The organism is Frankia sp. Cppng1_Ct_nod (assembly GCF_920656135.1).
Classification (GTDB): Bacteria; Actinomycetota; Actinomycetes; order Frankiales; family Frankiaceae; genus Protofrankia; species Protofrankia meridionalis.
This window is the reverse complement of record NZ_CAKKTK010000087.1, coordinates 1-19,077: the sequence shown is the minus strand read 5'-3', so window position 1 is coordinate 19,077 and position 19,077 is coordinate 1. Positions and strand designations below refer to the sequence as shown.

The window sequence follows — 19,077 nt, the reverse complement described above, 5'->3', positions numbered from 1 at the left end:
GGCGGGGGCCGCGCCGGCCGCACAGCACCCGGTGCGGCCCCCGCACGCACCGCCGCGGCTGCCGCGACCACGGCCGACACCACTGAGGTCGGCGTACCGCATCCGGGTACCGATACTCTCGTCATCGTGCTCAGAAAGCTCGATCTGCGGGGAAGCCTTCCCTCGCCGGCGCAGCTGCGTCGGCTGCTGCCCCGCGCGGCCCTAGACGTCGACGCGGCCATGGACGCGGTTCGTCCTGTATGTGACGACGTGCGTGACCGTGGTGACGCCGCGGTCCTGGATGCGGGCGAGCGGTTCGACGGGGTTCGTCCGGCCACGGTGCGGGTTGCGCCCGACGCGCTCACCGACGCGCTCGCGGGCCTGGACACGGCTGTACGGGACGCGCTTGAGGAGGCGATCCGTCGCACCCGCCTGGTCCACCGCGCGCAGCGCCGCGACCCGGTGACCATAGAAGTGGCGCCGGGCACCCGGGTCACCGAACGCTGGATCGCGGTGGAACGGGTTGGACTGTACGTGCCGGGCGGGCGGGTTGCCTACCCGAGCAGCGTGGTGATGAACGTCGTGCCGGCCCAGGAGGCCGGGGTCGACTCCCTCGCGCTGGCCTCGCCGCCACAGGCGGAGTTCGGCGGGCTGCCCCATCCGACGGTCCTCGCAGCCTGCGCCCTGCTGGGGGTGGACGAGGTGTACGCCGTGGGCGGCGCGCAGGCGATCGCCATGTTCGCCCACGGGACGTCCGGCTGCCCCGCTGTGGATGTGGTGACCGGGCCGGGCAACATCTACGTGACCGCCGCCAAACGGCTGCTGCGTGGCCTGGTCGGGGTGGACGCCGAGGCCGGGCCGACCGAGGTCGCGATCCTCGCGGACGACACCGCGGACCCCGCATACGTCGCGGCCGACCTGGTCGGGCAGGCCGAGCACGACCCGATGGCCGCCTGTCTGCTCGTCACCCCGTCGGTAGAACTGCTCGACGCGGTCGAGGTCGAACTCGGCAAGCAGGTGCCGGCCACCCGCCACCGCGAGCGGGTGGAGGCGGCCCTGGCCGGTCAGGGCGCGGCGGCCGTGGTCGACGATGTGGATGCGGGCCTGACCGTGGTGAACGCCTGGGCCGCCGAACATCTGGAGATCCAGACCGCGGACCCGGCCGCGGTCGCTGCCCGGGTCCGTAACGCCGGGGCGGTGTTCGTCGGGCCGTGGGCGCCAGTGTCGCTCGGGGACTATCTCGCCGGCTCCAACCACGTCCTGCCGACGGGCGGCACCGCCCGGTACAGCGGCGGGCTCGCGGTGTCCGCTTTCCAACGGCAGGTTCACGTGGTGGAGTGCGATCGTGACGCTCTCACCGAGGTGGCTTCCCGGATCGCCGCGCTCGGTGGCGCCGAGGATCTCATCGCCCACGTCGACGCGGTGGAGGTGCGTGTCCGATGACAGAGTCCGACTTCGCGGCCTTTGGCCAGCCCGTATCCGAGGCTCGGGGGCGTGCCGCACGCCCGCTCACCCTCGACGAGCTGCCTTTGCGTGACGACCTGCGGGGCATGGTGCCCTACGGCGCGCCGCAGCTCGACGTCCCGGTGCTGCTGAACACCAACGAGAACCCCTACCCGCCGTCCAGCGGTTTAGTGGACGCGCTGGGCAAGGCGGCGACTCTTGCCGCCACCGAGGCCAACCGCTACCCGGACCGTGATGCCGAGGCGCTGCGCGCGGATCTGGCCTACTACCTGACCCCGGACGCCGGTTTCGGACTGCGCACCGACCAGGTGTGGGCGGCGAACGGATCCAACGAGGTCCTGCAGCAGCTGTGCCAGGCATTCGGCGGGCCGGGACGGGTCGCGCTCGGTTTCGAACCGTCATATTCGATGCACCGACTCATCGCGGTGGCGACCGCGACCGGCTGGGTCGGCGAGCACCGTGAGCCCGACTTCACCCTCGACCCGGCCACGGTGGCCGCGGCGATCCGCAGGCACCGGCCGTCGCTGGTTTTTCTCACGTCGCCGAACAACCCCACCGGGACCGCACTGCCGACGGAGGTGGTGGTCGCCGCGTGCCAGGCCGTCGCTGAGACCGGTACCGGCATGGTAGTGGTGGACGAGGCATACGCCGAGTTCCGGCGGGACGGGGTTGCGAGCGCTCTCACCCTGCTGCCGGCGCAACCGCGGCTGGTGGTGACCCGGACGATGAGCAAGGCGTTCGCGCTCGCCGGAGCCCGGGTCGGCTACCTTGCCGCGCATCCGGGTGTCATCGACGCGTTGCAGCTCGTGCGGCTGCCGTACCACCTGTCGACCTTCACGCAGGCGGTCGCGCGTACCGCGCTCGCGCACGCCGACGAGCTGCTCGGCACCGTCGAGGCGGTCAAGGCGCAGCGTGACCGTCTCGACGTCGAGCTGACCGCGATGGGATGCACGGTGGCGCCGAGCGACGCGAACTTCGTCCTGTTCGGGGGGTTCGCCGATCAGCGGACGGTGTGGCGGGGACTGCTCGACGCCGGTGTGCTCGTCCGGGACGTCGGCCTGGATGGTTGGCTGCGGGTCACCGCCGGCCTGCCCGGTGAGGTTGAGGTGTTCCTCGCCGCGATCCGTGAGCTGCTGGCCGGGCGGGTCGTGACACCGGTGGACGGCGCGGTGCCGCCACCTGGCGGGCTGCCATCCGCCGGGTTGCCCGGCACCGGGAAGGGATGACGCAGATGGGCCGTACAGCCCGGATCGAACGCAAGACCCTTGAGTCGCATGTCGTCGTCGAGCTGGATCTCGACGGGACGGGTGTGGCGTCGTCGCTGACCGGGGTTCCGTTCTTCGACCACATGGTCAGCCAACTCGGCAAGCACGGCGGGTTTGACCTGACCGTCCGTACCCGCGGTGACCTGCATATCGACGCCCACCACACGGTTGAGGACACCTCGATCGCGTTCGGTGAGGCACTGCACGAGGCGCTCGGCGACAAGACCGGCATCCGTCGGTTCGGTGACGCGCTCGTGCCGCTGGACGAGGCACTGGTGCAGGCGGCGGTGGACCTGTCCGGCCGGCCGTACTGCGTGGTCGTCGAACCGGAGCTGATCGAGTTCATCGGCACCTACGACACGACGTTGACCCGCCACGTCTTCGAGTCGATAGCCGCGTCGGCGCGGATCGCGTTGCACGTGCGGGTGCTCACGGGCCGCAACGCCCACCATGTGGTCGAGGCCCAGTTCAAGGCCGTTGCGCGGGCGCTGCGGGACGCGGTGGCGCTCGACGGGCGGGTGATCGGTGTGCCGTCCACCAAGGGCGCGCTGTGAGCGGGGAGTGTCGGTGAGCGGCCCGCGGGTGGTCGTCCTCGACTACGGATCGGGGAACCTGCGCAGCGCCGAGCGGGCGCTCGCCCGGGTCGGTGCGGACGTGACGGTGACGGCCGATATCGATGCCGCCCGCGGGGCGGACGGTCTGGTGGTTCCCGGGGTGGGTGCCTACGCGGCGTGCATGGGGGGGATCGCCGAGGTCGGCGGGGCGTCCGTCGTTCACGAGCGGGTCGCCCAGGGCCGGCCGGTGCTCGGGATCTGTGTGGGCATGCAGGTGCTCTACGAGCTGGGGGACGAGCACGGCGTGCGAACCCCGGGGCTCGGTGTGTTCGCGGGGGAGGTGCGACGCCTGGCCGCGCCGATCCTGCCACACATGGGCTGGAACACCGTGACCGCGCCGGCCGGCACGGTGCTGTTCGACGGTATCGCGGAGGGCACCCGCTTCTACTTCGTCCACTCGTATGCGGCCAGGCCGCAACCGGGGGACACCGTCGCCGAGCATGGTGAGCCGTTCGCCGCAGCCGTGGAACGAGGCCCGGTGTGCGCCACCCAGTTCCATCCGGAGAAGTCCGGGGACGCCGGGAGCCACCTGCTCGCCAACTGGCTGGACACCCTGCGCTAGAACCGCCTCGCAGCCATCTCGGGCAATGGTTTCAATGATCCGTCCTGACGTTACAAATGGAGCAGTTCGGACAACGTCGCGACAACCTCACGCCACAGAGTGAAGGCCGCGGCGAGTCGTGCGCCGTAGGTGCCTCAGGCGGTGGGTCAATGGGCACTGCCTGCGCAAACACCCGTCGCGGGCTCATGGGCGATGCCCGTGGTTGATCATTGTGAGCGGCGTGCGTGCGCCCAGGGGAGACAGCAATGGCGGGACGTCACCGGCGAGGGCCGGCACGAGACATCCACCAGTCCGCGGGCATCACCTTCAGGTTGGGCATGGCGCTTCTGGGTCTTGTCGTGACCTTGGTCGTTCCGACGTCGGGCTGACCGTCCGGTTCGCGACGTGATCGACCAGGCAGGCGCTCCGGTCGGGAAAGGAACGGGTCTGCCCCCGCGGCGCCGGTCCACGCTGGTTCGATGGTCCGGTGGGGGTGTTCGCCTCCGGAAGGAGCCGTCGGTGGTCCCGTCCCGTCCGGTTGATGTCGATCCAGGCTGTTTCGACCCACGCGATGCCGATCTTGTTCGTGACCCGTACCCGGTCTTCGCCGAGCTGCGGGCGGCCGGCCGCCCGTTGTGGAGCGAGCAGCTGGGAATGTGGCTCGCGGCCAGGCATCGGGACGCGGACGCCGTGGTACGCCACCGTGCGCTGGGCCGGATCTACCAGCCGAGACAGCCGGAGGATCTGTGGGCCGGATTCAACCAGTTGGAGCGGGACTCGGTACTGGGTTGTGAGCCGCCCCGACACACCCGGCTGCGCGGGCTTCTCGGTAAGGCGTTCGCCCGTGGCAACATCGAACGGCTGCGTCCGCACATCCATGAACTGTGTCAGGCCCTCCTGGACGCCATCGAGGCGAAGACGCGGGACGGCGAGCCGTTCGACCTGATCGCCGAGTTCGCCGAGCCGCTTCCGGTGATGGTCATCGCGGAGCTGCTGGGTATTCCTGACAGCGACCGGCATCTGCTGCGTCCGTGGTCGGCGGATCTGGTGAAGATGAACGAGTACGAGCGCACTCCGGCGCAGGAGGCTGCGGCACGTCGTGCGGCAGCACAGTTCGGCGCCTACGTTCATGCACTCGCGGCCGAGCGCCGCCGTCGTCCCCATGACGACCTGATCACTCATCTCGCCCAGGCGGAGCAGGAGGGTGACCGGTTGACCGAGGACGAGCTGGTCGCCACGGTCGTGGTGCTGCTCAACGCAGGGCATGAGGCCAGCGTCAACTGCCTCGGAAACGGCGTGGTGGCGTTGCTGAGCCACCCCGAACAGCAGCGGCGCCTGGCGCAACGACCGGCGGAGCTTGCCGCCACGGCGGCGGAGGAGTTCCTGCGGTTCGACTCGCCGCTGCACCTGTTCGAACGGACCGCGACGGTCGACGTCGAGATCGGCGGGATCGTCGTGCGGGCGGGGGAGCGGATCGCGGCCCTGCTCGGTTCGGCCAACCGCGACCCCGAGGTCTTCGACCGGGCTGACGAGTTCGACGTCGGCCGGGAACCGAATCCGCACATCGCCTTCGGCGGTGGTGTCCACTTCTGCGTGGGGGCGCCACTGGCCCGGGTGGAGCTGGCGATCGCGGTGCGCAGCCTGATGGAGCGTTTCCCCGGGCTTTCCCTCGCAGGCACACCCGTCCGGCGTCCCACATTCGTGCAACGTGGGTGGAGCAGCATTTCCGTCGCACTCTGACGCCGCCCCCATACTCGTCCCCTCCGCTCGGAGAATCGGCTCCAGTGAACGTCGGACCCATCCCCAGACAGTCGATCGGGCCCGTCGAACAGACCTCCGGGCATATCGGATCAGATCACGAAATCATCAGTCGAGAACTTTTTCCAGGTCGGCGCGGATTTCCTGGGGGGTGACGGTGGGTTCGTAGCGTCGGATTACCGTTCCATCGCGGTCGGCGAGGAATTTTGTGAAGTTCCACTTGATCTCGTCAGTGCCGATCGTTTCCGGTTGGGTGGCCTTGATGTGCTCGTAGAGAAAACCCGAGGAGGGGCCGAAGTCGCCGGGTGCCTGAGCACGCAGGTAGGCGAAGAGGGGGTCGGCGCCCGGGCCGTTGACCTCGATCTTCCGGAAGATCGGGAAGGTGACGTTGAACTGCGTCGAGCAGAACTCCTGGATCTCGGCGTCGGTGCCCGGTTCCTGACCGCCGAACTGGTTGCAGGGGAAACCGAGGATTTCCAGACCGCGGTCGCGGGTGTCGCGGTAGAGCTCTTCCAGTCCCTCGTACTGGGGGGTCAGGCCGCACTTGCTGGCGACGTTGACGATCAGTAGCACGCGACCGGCGTAGTCGTGGAGTGACTGACGCGTGTCGTCACTGGCCGCGACGGTGAAATCATGAATCGTCACTGCTTTCTCCCGGATTTTGTCGATGTTGATGTCGTAGGGGGAGGTTGTAGGGGGAGGTTCGAACGTTGGTCGTCGCAGGCCGCGCGGCCTGCGTGGCGGCCCCGGGTGGTCGAGTGGGGCGCTGTGGCTCGTTTCGGTCGAGGTCCGCTCCACACAATTTATGCGACTGTGGGGGTGACGTTAACCGGTGCTGGTGAATTATGCAACTGTCCCCGTGACCTATACGGTGGGGTCATGGTGCCAGCCGAGTCGCGGCCCCGCGGGCGGCCCCGTGACGACTCCGTCGACGCACGGGTGCTGTCCGCCGCCGTGGAGGAACTGGCCGACAAGGGGATCGCCGAGTTCAGCGTCACGTCGGTGGCAGCCCGCGCCAAGGCCGCCAAACGCAGCATCTACGCCCGCTGGCCACGGCGGGAAGATCTCATCCTGGCCGGGATGTCCACGCTGGCGGCAGGTCTGACCCCGCCGCGGACCGGAACGATCGTCGACGATCTGGTGATTCTCCTCGACGGGATCGCGGCGGTGTTCGTCGAGCCGCGGCGCAGCATCCTGCAACGCTGCGTCGCGGAGATCGAACAGTTTCCCCAGCTCTACCAGGCGTTCAAACGGGACTCGATCGACCGGTGCCTCGCGGCGATCGAGGATGCCTTCCGCGACGCCGCCGCCCGTGGGGAGATCCGCAACGATGTCAACTCTGCGACGGTCGCCGAGGCTCTCACCGGCGTCGCGGTACTGCGCGCGTCCTTCTCCCTCGAGCCGGTGCTCCCGGTCTCCATCCGCGAAGAGATCGTAAGTGTTCTCCTCGACGGCCTGCGTCCACGCCACAACGGGTGAGAAATGGGTGAGGAAGGCCACCACCCGTGCCAGCGACCATCCGCCGCCGGGAACATCAGGCGCGGGTACCGCCGCCGCGTATGTGGCTGGCCAGCACGTGTTCGGCGTGACGCAGGACGGGGGCGTCGACCATCCGGCCCTCGAAGGAGAACACCCCGGCCGACCGCCCGGCCACTTCGAGTACCCTCCGCGCCCAGGCCACTTCGTCCGCCGAGGGGAGGAAGGCGTGGCGCACGATGGCGACCTGGCTCGGGTGGATGCAGGCCTTTGCGGTGAACCCGCTGGCCGCGGCGTCCTGCGCCTCGCGGGCGAGTCCGTCTCCGTCCGGGATGTCGAGGTAGACGGCGTCGACGGCGACGCGGAGGTGGGCTCCGGCCGCGAGCAGGACAACGGCCCGGGCATGCACGGCGACGTCGCGGTAGCGTCCGTCGGCGTCGCGGCTCGAACGGCCGCCGAGGGCGGCGAGGAGGTCCTCGGCGCCCCACATGAGGCCGGCGGTGTTGGCGGTGGCGCCGATCTGGGGTGCGGCCAGGACACCGCGCGGGGTCTCGCACAGCGCCAGGACCCGCCGCGGCGCGAGGGCGGCCACCTGGTCGACTGTCTCGGCTTTGGCGAGCATGACGGTCGTGTACGGGGTGTCGGCGAGGGCCACGAGGTCCTCGCCATGGTCGTCGGTGCCGGTGGGGTTGACCCGCACGATTGTGCGGAGCGGGTCGAGGAGGGTTTCGCGCAGCGCCTGGCGCGCCCGCGGCCTGTCCGCGGCGGCCACCCCGTCCTCCAGGTCGAGGATGACGCCGTCGGCGGCCGAGGCAGCCTTGGCGAACCGGTCGGGCCGGTCGGCGGGGCAGAACAACAGAGCCGGTCCGGGCAGATCGTCGGTCACCGGCCCACATCCGATGCCGATGCCGATGCCGATGCCGACGCCGACGCCGACGCCGAGGCAGAGTCCGAGCGCAGCATCAGCGCGGAACGCACGGCGACCGCGGCCACCTCGCCGTGCTGGTTGCGTGCGGTGTGCTCGAAGGTGACCACGCCCTGCCCCGGCCGGCTGTCCGACAGCCGCTTGTCCAGCACGGTTGTCTCGGCGTAGAGGGTGTCGCCGTGGAAGACCGGCACAGGAAAGCGGACGTCGGAAAAGCCCAGGTTGGCCACGGTGGTGCCCTGGGTCAGCTGGCTCACCGACAGGCCGACGAGGGTCGACAGCGTGAACAGGCTGTTGACCAGGCGGCGACCGAAGGGCTGGGTGGCGCTCCACGCCTCGTCGAGATGCAGCGCCTGCGTATTCATCGTCAGGGTGGTGAACAGCGTGTTGTCGGCTTCGCTTACCGTCCGTCCGGGCCGGTGCACGTACACCACGCCGATCTCCAGTTCGTCGAACCACAGGCCGCGCTGCTCGACGCGGCGGCGGTGGTCGGTCGTGTCGTCCATCCTTCACCTCCATCGGTGGGCTGGTCAGGTGTGCGTTACCGGCCCCTACAGGCCCAGGTGACGGGCGATGAGCATCTTCTGTACCTCGCTGGTGCCCTCGCCGATCTCAAGGATCTTGCTGTCCCGCCAGTGGCGTGCGACGGGATATTCGTTCATGAAGCCGTAACCGCCGTGGATCTGGGTCGCCTCGCGGGCGTTGGTCACGGCGGCCTCGCTGCTGACCAGCTTCGCGATAGCCGCCTCCTTCTTGAACGGGAGGCCGGTGGCCATGCGCGCGGCTGCGTCGTAGTAGGCGGTGCGGGCGACGTGGGTGCGCGCCTCCATTTCGGCGATCTTGAAGGAGATTGCCTGGTTGGCGCCGATCGGCCGGCCGAACGCGTGGCGCTGGCGGGCGTAGACCACCGACTCGTCGACACACGCCTGCGCGAGCCCGACGGCGAGCGCCGCGATGGCGATCCTGCCCTCGTCGAGGATGGACAGGAAGTTCGCGTAGCCGCGGCCCCGCTCGCCGAGCAGGTTGGCCTCGGGCACCCGCACGTCGACGAGAGTCAGCGGGTGGGTGTCACTGGCGTGCCAGCCGACCTTGGAGTACGCCGGCTCCGCGGTGAAGCCGGGGGTCGGGACCGGCACCAGGATGGTGCTGATCTCCTTTGTCCCGGCCGTGTTCCGGTCGTCGCTGCTGGTGGCGGTGACGGCGGTGACCGTGACCAGCCGGGTGATGTCGGTGCCGGAGTTGGTGATGAACGCCTTGGAACCGTTGATCACCCATGTGCCGTCGTCCAGGCGTGCGGTCGTGCGGGTGCCGCCGGCGTCGCTGCCCGCTTCGGGTTCGGTCAGGCCGAACGCGCCGAGCGTCTCGCCCGAGCACAGTGTCGGCAGCCACTCGCGCTTCTGTTCCTCGGTGCCGAACCGGTAGATCGGCATCGCGCCGAGCGAGCAGCCGGCCTCCAGAGTGATCGCGATCGACGAGTCGACCCGGGCGAGTTCCTCGATGGCCAGGCACAGCGTGAAGAAATCGCCGCCCATCCCGCCGTAGGACTCGGGGAAGGGCAGCCCGAACAGGCCCATCTTGGCCATGCCGGCGACGACCTCGTACGGAAAGGTCTTCTCCTCGTCGTGTTTGGCCGCCACCGGGGCGACGACCTCGCGGGCGAACTCGGCAACGGTGCGGCGCAGGGACTCCTGCTCCTCGGTCAGCCGGGTGTCAGGCATCGGGTGTCTCCCGGTTTGTCGAGGTGCTGGCAGGCTCGTCCGTGTCCACGACGGCGAGTACCTGGTCGATCCTGACCTGTTCGCCGGTGTGCACGAGCAGGTCCTTGACATGGCCGTCCCGCGGGGCGGCGAGGGTGTGTTCCATCTTCATCGCCTCGACAATGATCAGTGGCTGGCCGGCGGTGACCTGCTCGCCGGCGGTGACGTGGACCGCGATGACGGTGCCGGGCATCGGGCTGCGGACCTCGGCGACGCCGTCCGCGGTCGTCCCGTCGCGGGTGGCGGGGTCGGCCTGGGCGAGCGGCCAGGCAGCCCCGCCGGCTCCGAGCCAGCGGGTCGCCTCGTCGCGGGCGTACCACCAGCGCCGGCTCCGCCCGTCGACGGTGACCAGCAGCTCGCGTCCGTCGTCGCCGACGGCGCGCACAGCGGCGGGTCGGGGCTCGCCGCCGTCAACGCTGACGGCGGCGGCCGTCGGGGTGCCGGTTACGGCGACTTCGGTGGTGCCGCCGCCGGGCAGGACCACCCGCCAGACCAGCGGGGCCGGCGAGCCGCCAGCGCGCCAGCCGTTGGGGACGTCCCAGGGGTCGACCACCGGGCCGGGCGGTTGTGCTTCGGCCAGCCGCGCCAGGCCGTAGGCGGCGAGGGCGTCGGGGGCGTCGGGGGGGACGTCGCTGTCGACGAGCCTGTCGAGTTCGCGTTCGACCAGACCGGTGTCGAGGTGTCCTGCGACCACGTCGGGATGGGCGAGCAACGCCCGGGCGAAGGCGATGTTGGTCGGGACGCCGAGAACAGCTGTGCGGGCGAGCGCGGCGTCCAGCCGCGCGAGCGCGACCGCCCGGTCCGGCCCCCAGGCGATCACCTTGGCGAGCATGGGGTCGTAGTCGGTTCCCACCCGCTGCCCTTCGACGATGCCGGAGTCGACGCGGACGCCGTCGCCGACGGGTTCGGCCAGCAGCAGGGCGGTGCCGCCGGTCGGTAGGAAGCCGCGGGCGGGGTCCTCGGCGTAGATCCGCGCCTCGATCGCGTGCCCGGTCAGGCGCACGTCGTCCTGGACCATCGACAGTGGCCGGCCGGCGGCGATCCGGATCTGCTCGGCGACAAGGTCGATCCCGGTGACCATCTCGGTGATGGGGTGCTCGACCTGCAGCCGGGTGTTCATCTCCATGAAGAAGAAGCGTTCCGGGGCGTCGGCGCCGACGATGAACTCCACGGTGCCCGCGCCGGTGTAGTCCACGGCGCGGGCGACCTCGACCGCGGCCGCGCCGATGCGAACCCGGGTCGCGGGGTCGAGCAGCGCCGACGGCGTCTCCTCGACGATCTTCTGGTGGCGGCGTTGCAGGCTGCATTCCCGCTCGCCGAGGTGGACGACGGTGCCGTGCGTGTCGGCGAGGACCTGCACCTCGATGTGGCGTGGCCGGTTGACGAACCGTTCGAGGAACAGGGTGTCGTCGCCGAAGGACGCGGCCGCCTCACGGCGGGCGGCGGCGAGCTCGCCGGGCAACGTCGCCGGGTTGGTGACCAGCCGCATCCCCTTGCCGCCCCCACCGGCGGACGGCTTGACCAGCACGGGATAGCCGACCTCGGCCGCGGCGGCGAGCAGGTCGGCGTCGCTCATCCCCGGCTCGCCGCGACCGGGCACCACCGGGACACCCACGGCGGCGACCGCCTGCTTGGCGCGGATCTTGTCGCCCATCACGTCCACGGCGTGCGCGGACGGCCCGATGAAGACCAGCCCCGCATCGGCACAGGCGCGCACGAACGCGACGTTTTCGGCCAGGAAGCCGTAACCGGGATGGACCGCCTGCGCCCCGGTCAGCCGGGCCGCGTCGAGCAGGCGCCGCGCTGACAGGTAGGACAGCCGTGCCGGCGCCGGGCCGATACACACCGCCTCGTCGGCCTCCCGTACGTGCCGGGCGTCGGCGTCGGCGTCGCTGTGGACGGCGACCGAGCGGATGCCGAGCGCCCGCAGTGTGCGGATCACGCGGACCGCGATCTCCCCGCGGTTGGCGACCAGCACGGTCTCGAACAGGGTGGCTGGCATCGCGCTCACATCCGGAAGACGCCGTAGCGGACAGGTTCCAGCGGCGCGTTCGCCGCCACCGACAGGGCCAGGCCCAGCGTGGCCCGGGTGTCGAGAGGGTCGATCACGCCGTCGTCCCACAGCCGGGCCGTCGAGTAGTAGGGGCTGCCCTGACGCTCGTACTGTTCGCGGATCGGCGCGGCGAACGCCTCCTGCGCCTCGGGGCTCCAGGACGCACCCCGGTTCTCCAACTGCTCGCGGCGTACGGTCGCGAGGACGGAGGCGGCCTGTTCGCCGCCCATCACCGAGATCCGCGCGTTCGGCCACATCCACAGGAAGCGGGGGGAGTAGGCGCGTCCGCACATCGAGTAGTTACCGGCGCCGAAGGAACCGCCGATCACGACGGTGAACTTCGGCACCCGTGCGCAGGCGACGGCGGTGACCATCTTGGCGCCGTGCTTGGCGATCCCACCGGCCTCGAATTCCCGGCCGACCATGAACCCGGTGATGTTCTGCAGGAATACCAGCGGGATCCGCCGCTGGTCGCACAGTTCGATGAAATGCGCGCCCTTGAGCGCGGACTCGCTGAACAGCACCCCGTTGTTCGCCACGATGCCGACCGGGTGGCCGTGCAGCCGGGCGGTGCCGGTGACCAGCGTCGGGCCGTACTCGCGCTTGAACTCGGTGAATCGGCTGCCGTCGACGATGCGGGCGATCACCTCGCGCACGTCGTAGGGGATGCGGCTGTCGGTGGGCACCACCGCGTACAGCTCGGACGGGTCGGCGGCCGGTTCCCGCACCGGGACGACCTCCCAGGGCCGGGGCGCCCGGGGGGCCAGACCGGCCATGATCGTACGCACCCGGCGCAGCGCGTCGGCGTCGTCGTCGGCGAGGTGGTCGGTGACCCCGGAGACCTTGCTGTGCAACAATCCGCCGCCGAGGTCCTCCGCCGAGACGACCTCCCCGGTCGCGGCACGCACCAGCGGTGGGCCGCCCAGGAAGATCGTCCCCTGGTCCCGTACGATCACGGCCTCATCGCTCATCGCCGGCACGTAGGCCCCCCCGGCCGTACACGAACCCAGCACCGCGGCGATCTGCGGGATGCCCGCCGCCGACATCGTCGCCTGATTGTAGAAGATCCGCCCGAAGTGTTCCCGGTCAGGAAACACCTCGTCCTGCAACGGCAGGAACGCCCCCCCGGAGTCGACGAGGTAGATGCAGGGCAGCCGGTTGTGCAGCGCCACCTCCTGCGCCCGCAGGTGCTTCTTGACCGTGACGGGGTAGTAGGTGCCGCCCTTGACCGTGGCGTCGTTCGCCACCACCACGCATTCGCGGCCCGACACCCGCCCGATCCCGGTGATGATCCCCGCGCCCGGCGCCTCGTCGCCATACATGCCGTACGCGGCCAGCGGCGACAGCTCCAGAAACGGGCTACCCCGGTCGAGCAGGGTGTCGATCCGCTCCCGAGGCAACAACTTCCCCCGGCCCACATGGCGTCGCCGGGCCTCCTGCGACCCACCGCGGGCGGCCACAGCCACAGCGGACCGTAGCTGGGCGACCAACGTCCGGTGCGCCGCCGCGTTACGGACAGCCTGCGCACTCGGCGTGTCAACGCGGGCCGCCAGCCGGACGTCGCCGGGGCGCGCGGTCATGTGGTCCTCCCGAGACGGGTGAAGATTCATGATCTACATCAAGAATGTTAAGGATCACTAACAACAACTGTCACGCTAGCACGGGCATATCCGTCGCGGAAGGTGTCCGTTTCGGAGTCATGGCATACTGCGAGGGGATGTGGTGAGGTCGGTACCTCGCCTCACCCTCGTCCAGGACGTTGAAAGTTAGGATCTCCTCACATCGGCAGGGACGATTCTTCCGAAGATCGCGATCCTTCGCGCGGGCAGAGAGGATCATGGGTGTCTGCGGCAACCGCTCGCCCCGGGGCGGCGCGGACCTCCTCCCGCCGGGAGGACATCCTGCGGGAGGCTGCGCGGCTGTTCGCCACCCACGGATTCCACGGGGTGAGCATCGAACAGCTCGGCGCCGCCGTCGGCATCAGCGGTCCGGGTATCTACCGGCACTTCCCCAGTAAGAGCGCCATCCTCGCGGCGATGCTCATCGGCATCAGCGAACGGCTCCACGCCGACGGTGCAACAGCGGTGCGCACGAGCCGGACCCCGCACGACGCACTCGAACGTCTGATCGCGTTACACATCGCGTTCGCCATCGACGAGCCGTACCTCATCATTGTCCAGGACCGCGACCTCGCCAGCCTCCCACGGCCGGACGGCCACCGCGTCCGCCGGCTCCAGCGCGCCTACGTCGAGATATGGGCGTCCGTCCTGCGTCAGATCGACTGCCGCCTCGGCGTCGCGGAGAGCCGCGCGCGGGCGCACGCGTTGTTCGGACTGCTGAACTCCACTCCACACAGCGCCACAGAGGTGGACCGCGAGATGATGGCGGCCATCCTGCGGGAGATGAGCCTGCGGGCAGCCCACGGTGACCATCGCTGACTTCCGGTAGTCCGGGGCGGCCGTTCGAGGTCGTCTCCGAGATGAAGCGCACAGGTGTGTTGCCTTTCGGGATGCCTACAGGCGCTCCCGCGGCCACCTACGTCAGATGAACCGCCCCGCCATGAGGGAAGACCACGACATCGACGACATCGCCCGCGTCGGGTGAACTGTCTGACCGGTCAGCGGTCGGCCCGACGGAAGTGCGCGCTCACCACGATCCGGTTGTTCATCGAGGCCACCTTCATCGGGCTCCATCCAATCCCGAACCGGGACCGGTCGACGTCCAGTTCCGCCTCGATCGCCACGGCGTCGGCGGTCGCGTTGGTAACCGTTGCGGTGAACGGCAGGGGCTGACTCTGCCCACGGACCGTCAGCACACCCAGGACCTCGACCCGGTTTCCGTCCAGCGGCGAGATCCTGTCCACCGTGTATGTGATCGTGGGGTACTGGGTGACGTCGAAGAAGTCCTTCGAACGGAGATGGGTGTCGCGTTTCTTGTGCTTGGTGTCGAGGGAGGACGCTTCGATGGTGAGTTCACCGGTGGCGGTACCGCTGGGGCCGACCGAGCCCTTGCCGCCCACGGAGGTGAAGTGGCCGTGTATCTTCGCCATCCCCCACATGCTCTTGGAGTGGAACTCCACCCGGCTGCTGGCCGGGTCCAGCGTCCAGGTGCCGGTTGCCGAACCGCCGGCCACGAAGGCGGCGACCGGCTGGCCACCGACCGCCGCGGGGGTGGGTCTGTCCACTGTAGCCACTGTTCGTCCTCCTGGCATTATGATCTTTGTGTGGGTAGGGGCTGCAACCGCGTAGGGTCAACCCTGAATACTTTGGAAACCCGAATACTTCGGATGTCCGAAGAGATTACGGCGGGATATGTGAAGCGTCAAACACGGTCGCGGTGGCAGCACGAGTGCACAGTGCCGGAGGGGATGCGCCAGCTCCTGCTCCTGCTCCCGAGGGTCATGCATGGCCTGCGTCGGCGTTCTGACGTGACGGCGACAAGCGTCGAGTGCACGCTCGGTTCCCGGCACGCCTCGGCGCTCTCGCTCCTGCAGGATGATCAGCTGACCGTCGGGTGCCTCGCCGGGCGGCTCGGTCTCACGCTGGCCACGGCCAGCGGGATCGTCGCGGAACTGGAGCGGGTTGGGTTCGTCCAGCGGCGCAGCGACCCCGCGGACCGGCGGCGGACGATCGTCACGATCGTTCCCGAGCAGCGGGCGACCGTCGAGGAATGGCTGCGCGCCGCCGCCGGCCCGATCGTCCGCGTGCTGGAGCAGCTCAGCCCTGAGGAACGGGCCAGCTTCGTCAAAGCCATGGACCTGCTTGAAACGGAGCTGGAAGCCACGCCGAAGATGTGAGGCGGCGCCCCGCCAACACCCCGCGGGTCGCCACAGGCCGCAGCCGGATCCACGGTACCTGGAGCCGGCCGCAGGGATATTGCGGGACGGAGGCAGACAGGCGGCTACCGTTTCTCGGGCGTACCGCCCCCGCCGAAGGCCGCCGCGAAGTCCGCGGCAAGGGTGGCGAACGCGTCGTCCACCAGGTCTCCCAGTTCGACCCCCGAGTCCGTGTTGCGCCAGGTGCGCAGCGCGACGTCAAAGGCGTTGACGGCGACGGAGGCGATGAGGGACGGCCGCATGTCCGTGTCCGGGTCGGTACCGAGCCGGCCGGCCAGCACCTCGGCAAGGGCCGACCGCCAGTACAGGTATTTGTGCAGCTCGCGGGCGCGTAGTGACGGGGTGTCGGCGACGAGTCGGCCGAGGGCGATCGAGCGTGCCCGGTCTTCGGCAAACGAATCGACCAGCGGTGCCAGCGCTTCGCGGGCAACCCTCAACGGCGGTTCGCAGGCCGGCCTGGCCAGCGCGGCAGCGCGCAGGGTCTCCGCGCGGGCCTCCAGCCGTGCCAGGATGACATCCTCCTTCTTCGCGAAATGACGGAAGAAGGTGCTGCGGGAGATACCGGCGGCGGCAGCGATCTCGTCGATCGTGGTTGCGTCGAACCCGCGTTCCAGGAACATCTGCATGGCGATCCTGGACAGTTCGCTCCTGACGGTCTGCCGGAGTCGTTCGCGCAGCCCGACCGCAGTGGATCCGTTCGTGCTGTCCGTCGACATCATCTGGTCACCTGTCCCGTGGGGTCTCCCCGTAAAGCGCCTCCGGCGCGACACGGGGACCCCTGCGTCGATGGCGGGTTTGTGGGTGGTTCCGGGATCACCTTTGTCGCGATCCCGAGGGGTAATGATCTCCCATACCGCCATGATGCACTCGCGCTTACGCCCGTCGATGAAGCGTAGGTCACGGTTTCTCCTGGTTGTCCTTTCGGTGATACGCGGTATTTTTGTGAAACCGAGTCCCAGGGTGGGACTCGCTTCCTCGTGGTTGCCGCGGACGTTGTGTGCCCGAAGGCGCTGACCCGGGGGGACGGCGGGGGAGAGGCCCATGACGAACCTGACGGCGACCGGTCGGCGAGCCTCCACGGCGTCGGTCTTCGGAGTTCTCAGCCTGGTCGGGCTGACGTACTCGTTACAAGCCTCGATGGTGTCACCGGCGCTGCCGGAGATCGGCCGTGAGCTGCACACCGGCCCGGTCGGCCGGACCTGGGTCATGACCGCCTTCCTGTTGAGCGCATCGGTGGCCACACCCATCCTGGGCCGGTTGGGCGACGCTTTCGGCAAGAAGCGGCTGCTCGTCTGCACGCTCGCCGCCTTCGGGAGCGGGAGCCTGATCGCCGCCATGGCGACCTCGCTGCCCATGATGATCGCCGGGCGGGTGATGCAGGGTGTCGCGGGAGCGATCTTCCCGCTGGCGTTCGGCCTCATCCGGGACATCTTCCCGCGCGAGAAGGTCGGGAGCAGGATCGGCATTCTGTCTGCGATGCTCGGTGCCGGCGCCGGGCTTGGTATCACCGCCGCAGGCCCGATCGTGACCCACCTCAGCTATCACTGGTTGTTCTGGTTGCCGGCCGCTGTCATCGTGGTCGCGCTCGTCGCAGCAATCATGGTTATCCCGGAGTCGGGAAAGTACCCGGCGGGTGGCGTCTCCTGGCCGGGTGGTCTGCTGCTGGCCGGCTGGCTAACCGCATTGCTGTTCGGGATCAGCCAGGGACCGATCCGGGGTTGGACGTCGCCGGATGTGCTGGCTCTGTTCGTCGGCGCGGCGCTGCTCGTACTGGCCTGGATCGTGACCGAGCGGCGCGCTGCCCATCCTGTGGTCGACATGCGGATGATGCGCGTTCCCACCGTCTTCCGGACCAACGTCACGGCGCTGGTGTTCGGCTTCGCCGTGTTCTCGATGGTAATGATCAATCCGCAGTTCATGGAGACGCCGACATCGGCCGGCTACGGGTTCGGCGCGAGTATGTTCCAGGCCGGACTGTACCTGCTGCCGTCCACCATGTTCATCCTGATCGCCAGCGTCATCTCCTCGGTGTTGTGCCTCAGGTTCGGCGCGAAGGCGGTCCTGATCGGCGGAGCCCTGATCGGCGCCGGCGGTTCGGTCATCCTCGTCGTCGGTCACAACCACAGTGCGCTGATCTACGTGGCAACCGCGCTGTTCGGCACCGGTATCGGCTTCGGGTTCTCCTCCATGTCACAGCTCGTCGTGGAAGTGGTCCCGGTTCACCAGACCGGGGTCGCGTCGGGTATGAACAACAACATCCGGACGATCGGCGGTTCGATCGGAACCACCGTCACCACGAGCGTCGTCGCTTCCGGCACCGCTGCCGGAGCGTTTCCCCGCGAGGCCGGCTACTCGGCCGCCTGGGCCGTCATCGCGGTCGGTTTTCTGATCGCCGCGCTGGTCGCGTCCTCGGTACCCGGTCGGCGGCCACGCCCCGGCCTGCTGGAAGCCGGGGCGCCGGCGCAGCGGGGCTCGGGCAAGGATGTCGCCGCTGTCCCGGCTCGGGCCGCCTGAGCGCGGCATCCGAAGCCGGGCTGTATCCCTTGGCCGGCGCCCTGACAGGCTGTGGAAGGAGCTGTCAGGCCAGCCGTTGCCGGTCAGGAGTAACAAGAACTGTTCATCAACTATGATGCGATTCATGAGGGAGACTTCCGATGTCCTGACCCGCATCCAGGAGGGCGCGCTGTCGGCGCTGGCCCGCCACGGTCTGCGGAAGCTGTCGATGACGGATGTCAGCACACAGGCCGGTGTCTCCCGCGGTACGCTCTACCGCTATTTCACGACGAAGGCAGAGCTGCTGGATTCGCTGGCCGACTACGTGCAGGAGGCCTTCGAGCGGGCGGTCGCGGAGCGCGTCGCGGCCAGTCCGGCTCTTGACGACCGGGTACGGGTGGTGATCGGGGCAGTCCTCGACTTCGGTCGGTGGGCGCCGTACGAGCGGCTTCTCGACCATGAGCCGAACCTGGTCCGGGATTTCCTCAACGACCGGTTCGACAAGTTCGTCGAACCGGTCGCGAAGGCGCTGGCCTCCGCGGCCTCGGACGACCAGTCCGACCTTCCCAGGATCGACCCGTGGTCGGTGGCGGAGATCCTGCTCCGGCTGAGCTTCTCGTATGCCCAGGTCAACCCCCAGAACGGGCTGCAGTCCCTGGACGCGTTGGACCAGGTGGTCGATCGTCTCCTCGGCCGCGGGGCGGGCAGGTGCGGCGTCGACGCGCCGGTGGGCTCCGGTGACGAGCTGTCGTGGGCGGACATCGCCGATTTTGATGCCGATGGCGGGTCTGCCCGGGCGGGTACGCGTCGTCGGCGTACGGTGGCCGACAAATAGGCCTGCTCCGGCGAGCTTTCGTGGATCTGCTGCCTGGGACGACAGCCAGTTCGTATAGGAACGTCTTGGTGCCCTTATCAGG

At 69.3% G+C, this 19,077-nt stretch carries 18 protein-coding genes; 10 read left to right on the top strand and 8 right to left on the bottom strand.

The genetic code is table 11. The features are described 5' to 3' along the window. Window positions 1-126: 126 nt before the first annotated feature. From hisD to NBW77_RS19100, 5 genes are all read left to right on the top strand, one after another. Window positions 127-1,422 (top strand): histidinol dehydrogenase, encoded by a 1,296-nt coding sequence (gene hisD / locus NBW77_RS19120; RefSeq protein ID WP_131747076.1) that lies wholly within the window; start codon window positions 127-129, stop codon window positions 1,420-1,422. Then, window positions 1,419-2,669, top strand: a complete 1,251-nt coding sequence (locus NBW77_RS19115; RefSeq protein ID WP_131747075.1) for a histidinol-phosphate transaminase — start codon at window positions 1,419-1,421, stop codon at window positions 2,667-2,669. Before hisD ends, NBW77_RS19115 begins: the two co-directional genes overlap by 4 nt. A 5-nt stretch (window positions 2,670-2,674) precedes the next feature. Further along, entirely contained in the window at window positions 2,675-3,262 is a 588-nt protein-coding gene (gene hisB / locus NBW77_RS19110) for an imidazoleglycerol-phosphate dehydratase HisB (protein ID WP_131747074.1), read from the top strand. Between the two features lie 13 nt (window positions 3,263-3,275). After that, window positions 3,276-3,884 carry an imidazole glycerol phosphate synthase subunit HisH gene (gene hisH, locus NBW77_RS19105; protein ID WP_131747073.1) on the top strand — a complete coding sequence of 203 codons (609 nt, stop codon included), beginning with the start codon at window positions 3,276-3,278 and terminating at the stop codon, window positions 3,882-3,884. A gap of 498 nt (window positions 3,885-4,382) precedes the next feature. After that, entirely contained in the window at window positions 4,383-5,603 is a 1,221-nt protein-coding gene (locus NBW77_RS19100; RefSeq protein WP_175324724.1) for a cytochrome P450, read from the top strand. A 126-nt stretch (window positions 5,604-5,729) separates the two neighbouring features. On the opposite strand, the gene NBW77_RS19095 is transcribed toward NBW77_RS19100, so the two are convergent. Beyond that, window positions 5,730-6,266, bottom strand: coding sequence for a glutathione peroxidase (locus NBW77_RS19095; protein ID WP_131747072.1), 537 nt, complete (start codon window positions 6,264-6,266; stop codon window positions 5,730-5,732). A gap of 234 nt (window positions 6,267-6,500) precedes the next feature. Between NBW77_RS19095 and NBW77_RS19090 the strand changes: the two genes are divergently transcribed. Next, a complete protein-coding gene (locus NBW77_RS19090; RefSeq protein ID WP_131747071.1) occupies window positions 6,501-7,100 on the top strand; it encodes a TetR-like C-terminal domain-containing protein in 600 nt (199 codons plus the stop codon). Between the two features lie 55 nt (window positions 7,101-7,155). Here the strand turns inward: NBW77_RS19090 and NBW77_RS19085 are convergent, their stop codons facing one another. Genes NBW77_RS19085 through NBW77_RS19065 form a run of 5 tightly spaced genes read right to left on the bottom strand, consistent with a single transcriptional unit; the run spans window position 7,156 to window position 13,412 of the window. After that, on the bottom strand, window positions 7,156-7,983 hold the full coding sequence (locus NBW77_RS19085; RefSeq protein ID WP_250280102.1) for an HpcH/HpaI aldolase/citrate lyase family protein: 828 nt from the start codon (window positions 7,981-7,983) through the stop codon (window positions 7,156-7,158). Further along, window positions 7,980-8,528, bottom strand: a complete 549-nt coding sequence (locus NBW77_RS19080) for a MaoC family dehydratase (RefSeq protein WP_250280101.1) — start codon at window positions 8,526-8,528, stop codon at window positions 7,980-7,982. The genes NBW77_RS19085 and NBW77_RS19080 overlap by 4 nt, the downstream gene beginning before the upstream one ends. 45 nt (window positions 8,529-8,573) lie before the next feature. After that, window positions 8,574-9,740, bottom strand: coding sequence for an acyl-CoA dehydrogenase family protein (locus NBW77_RS19075; protein WP_131747070.1), 1,167 nt, complete (start codon window positions 9,738-9,740; stop codon window positions 8,574-8,576). Continuing rightward, window positions 9,733-11,781, bottom strand: a complete 2,049-nt coding sequence (locus NBW77_RS19070) for an ATP-binding protein (RefSeq protein ID WP_250280100.1) — start codon at window positions 11,779-11,781, stop codon at window positions 9,733-9,735. The genes NBW77_RS19075 and NBW77_RS19070 overlap by 8 nt, the downstream gene beginning before the upstream one ends. 5 nt (window positions 11,782-11,786) lie before the next feature. Then, a complete protein-coding gene (locus NBW77_RS19065; protein ID WP_131747069.1) occupies window positions 11,787-13,412 on the bottom strand; it encodes a carboxyl transferase domain-containing protein in 1,626 nt (541 codons plus the stop codon). 261 nt (window positions 13,413-13,673) lie between these two features. Between NBW77_RS19065 and NBW77_RS19060 the strand changes: the two genes are divergently transcribed. Beyond that, the gene (locus NBW77_RS19060) at window positions 13,674-14,270 is read left to right on the top strand and encodes a TetR/AcrR family transcriptional regulator (protein WP_250280099.1); all 597 of its coding nucleotides are present in this window, start codon (window positions 13,674-13,676) and stop codon (window positions 14,268-14,270) included. 179 nt (window positions 14,271-14,449) lie between these two features. Here NBW77_RS19060 and NBW77_RS19055 read toward each other — a convergent pair whose 3' ends face one another. Then, window positions 14,450-15,025: a YceI family protein gene (locus tag NBW77_RS19055; RefSeq protein ID WP_165486124.1), complete on the bottom strand. Its 576-nt coding sequence runs from the start codon at window positions 15,023-15,025 to the stop codon at window positions 14,450-14,452. A 120-nt stretch (window positions 15,026-15,145) separates the two neighbouring features. On the opposite strand from NBW77_RS19055, the gene NBW77_RS19050 reads away from it, so the two are divergent. Beyond that, window positions 15,146-15,628 carry a MarR family winged helix-turn-helix transcriptional regulator gene (locus NBW77_RS19050; RefSeq protein ID WP_250280098.1) on the top strand — a complete coding sequence of 161 codons (483 nt, stop codon included), beginning with the start codon at window positions 15,146-15,148 and terminating at the stop codon, window positions 15,626-15,628. A 104-nt stretch (window positions 15,629-15,732) separates the two neighbouring features. Here NBW77_RS19050 and NBW77_RS19045 read toward each other — a convergent pair whose 3' ends face one another. Then, the gene (locus NBW77_RS19045; protein ID WP_165486122.1) at window positions 15,733-16,386 is read right to left on the bottom strand and encodes an acyl-CoA-like ligand-binding transcription factor; all 654 of its coding nucleotides are present in this window, start codon (window positions 16,384-16,386) and stop codon (window positions 15,733-15,735) included. Window positions 16,387-16,708: 322 nt separating this feature from the next. On the opposite strand from NBW77_RS19045, the gene NBW77_RS19040 reads away from it, so the two are divergent. Then, the gene (locus NBW77_RS19040) at window positions 16,709-18,181 is read left to right on the top strand and encodes an MFS transporter (protein ID WP_250280097.1); all 1,473 of its coding nucleotides are present in this window, start codon (window positions 16,709-16,711) and stop codon (window positions 18,179-18,181) included. A gap of 124 nt (window positions 18,182-18,305) precedes the next feature. Then, window positions 18,306-18,995: a TetR/AcrR family transcriptional regulator gene (locus NBW77_RS19035; protein WP_165486121.1), complete on the top strand. Its 690-nt coding sequence runs from the start codon at window positions 18,306-18,308 to the stop codon at window positions 18,993-18,995. The last annotated feature ends 82 nt before the right edge of the window (window positions 18,996-19,077 follow it).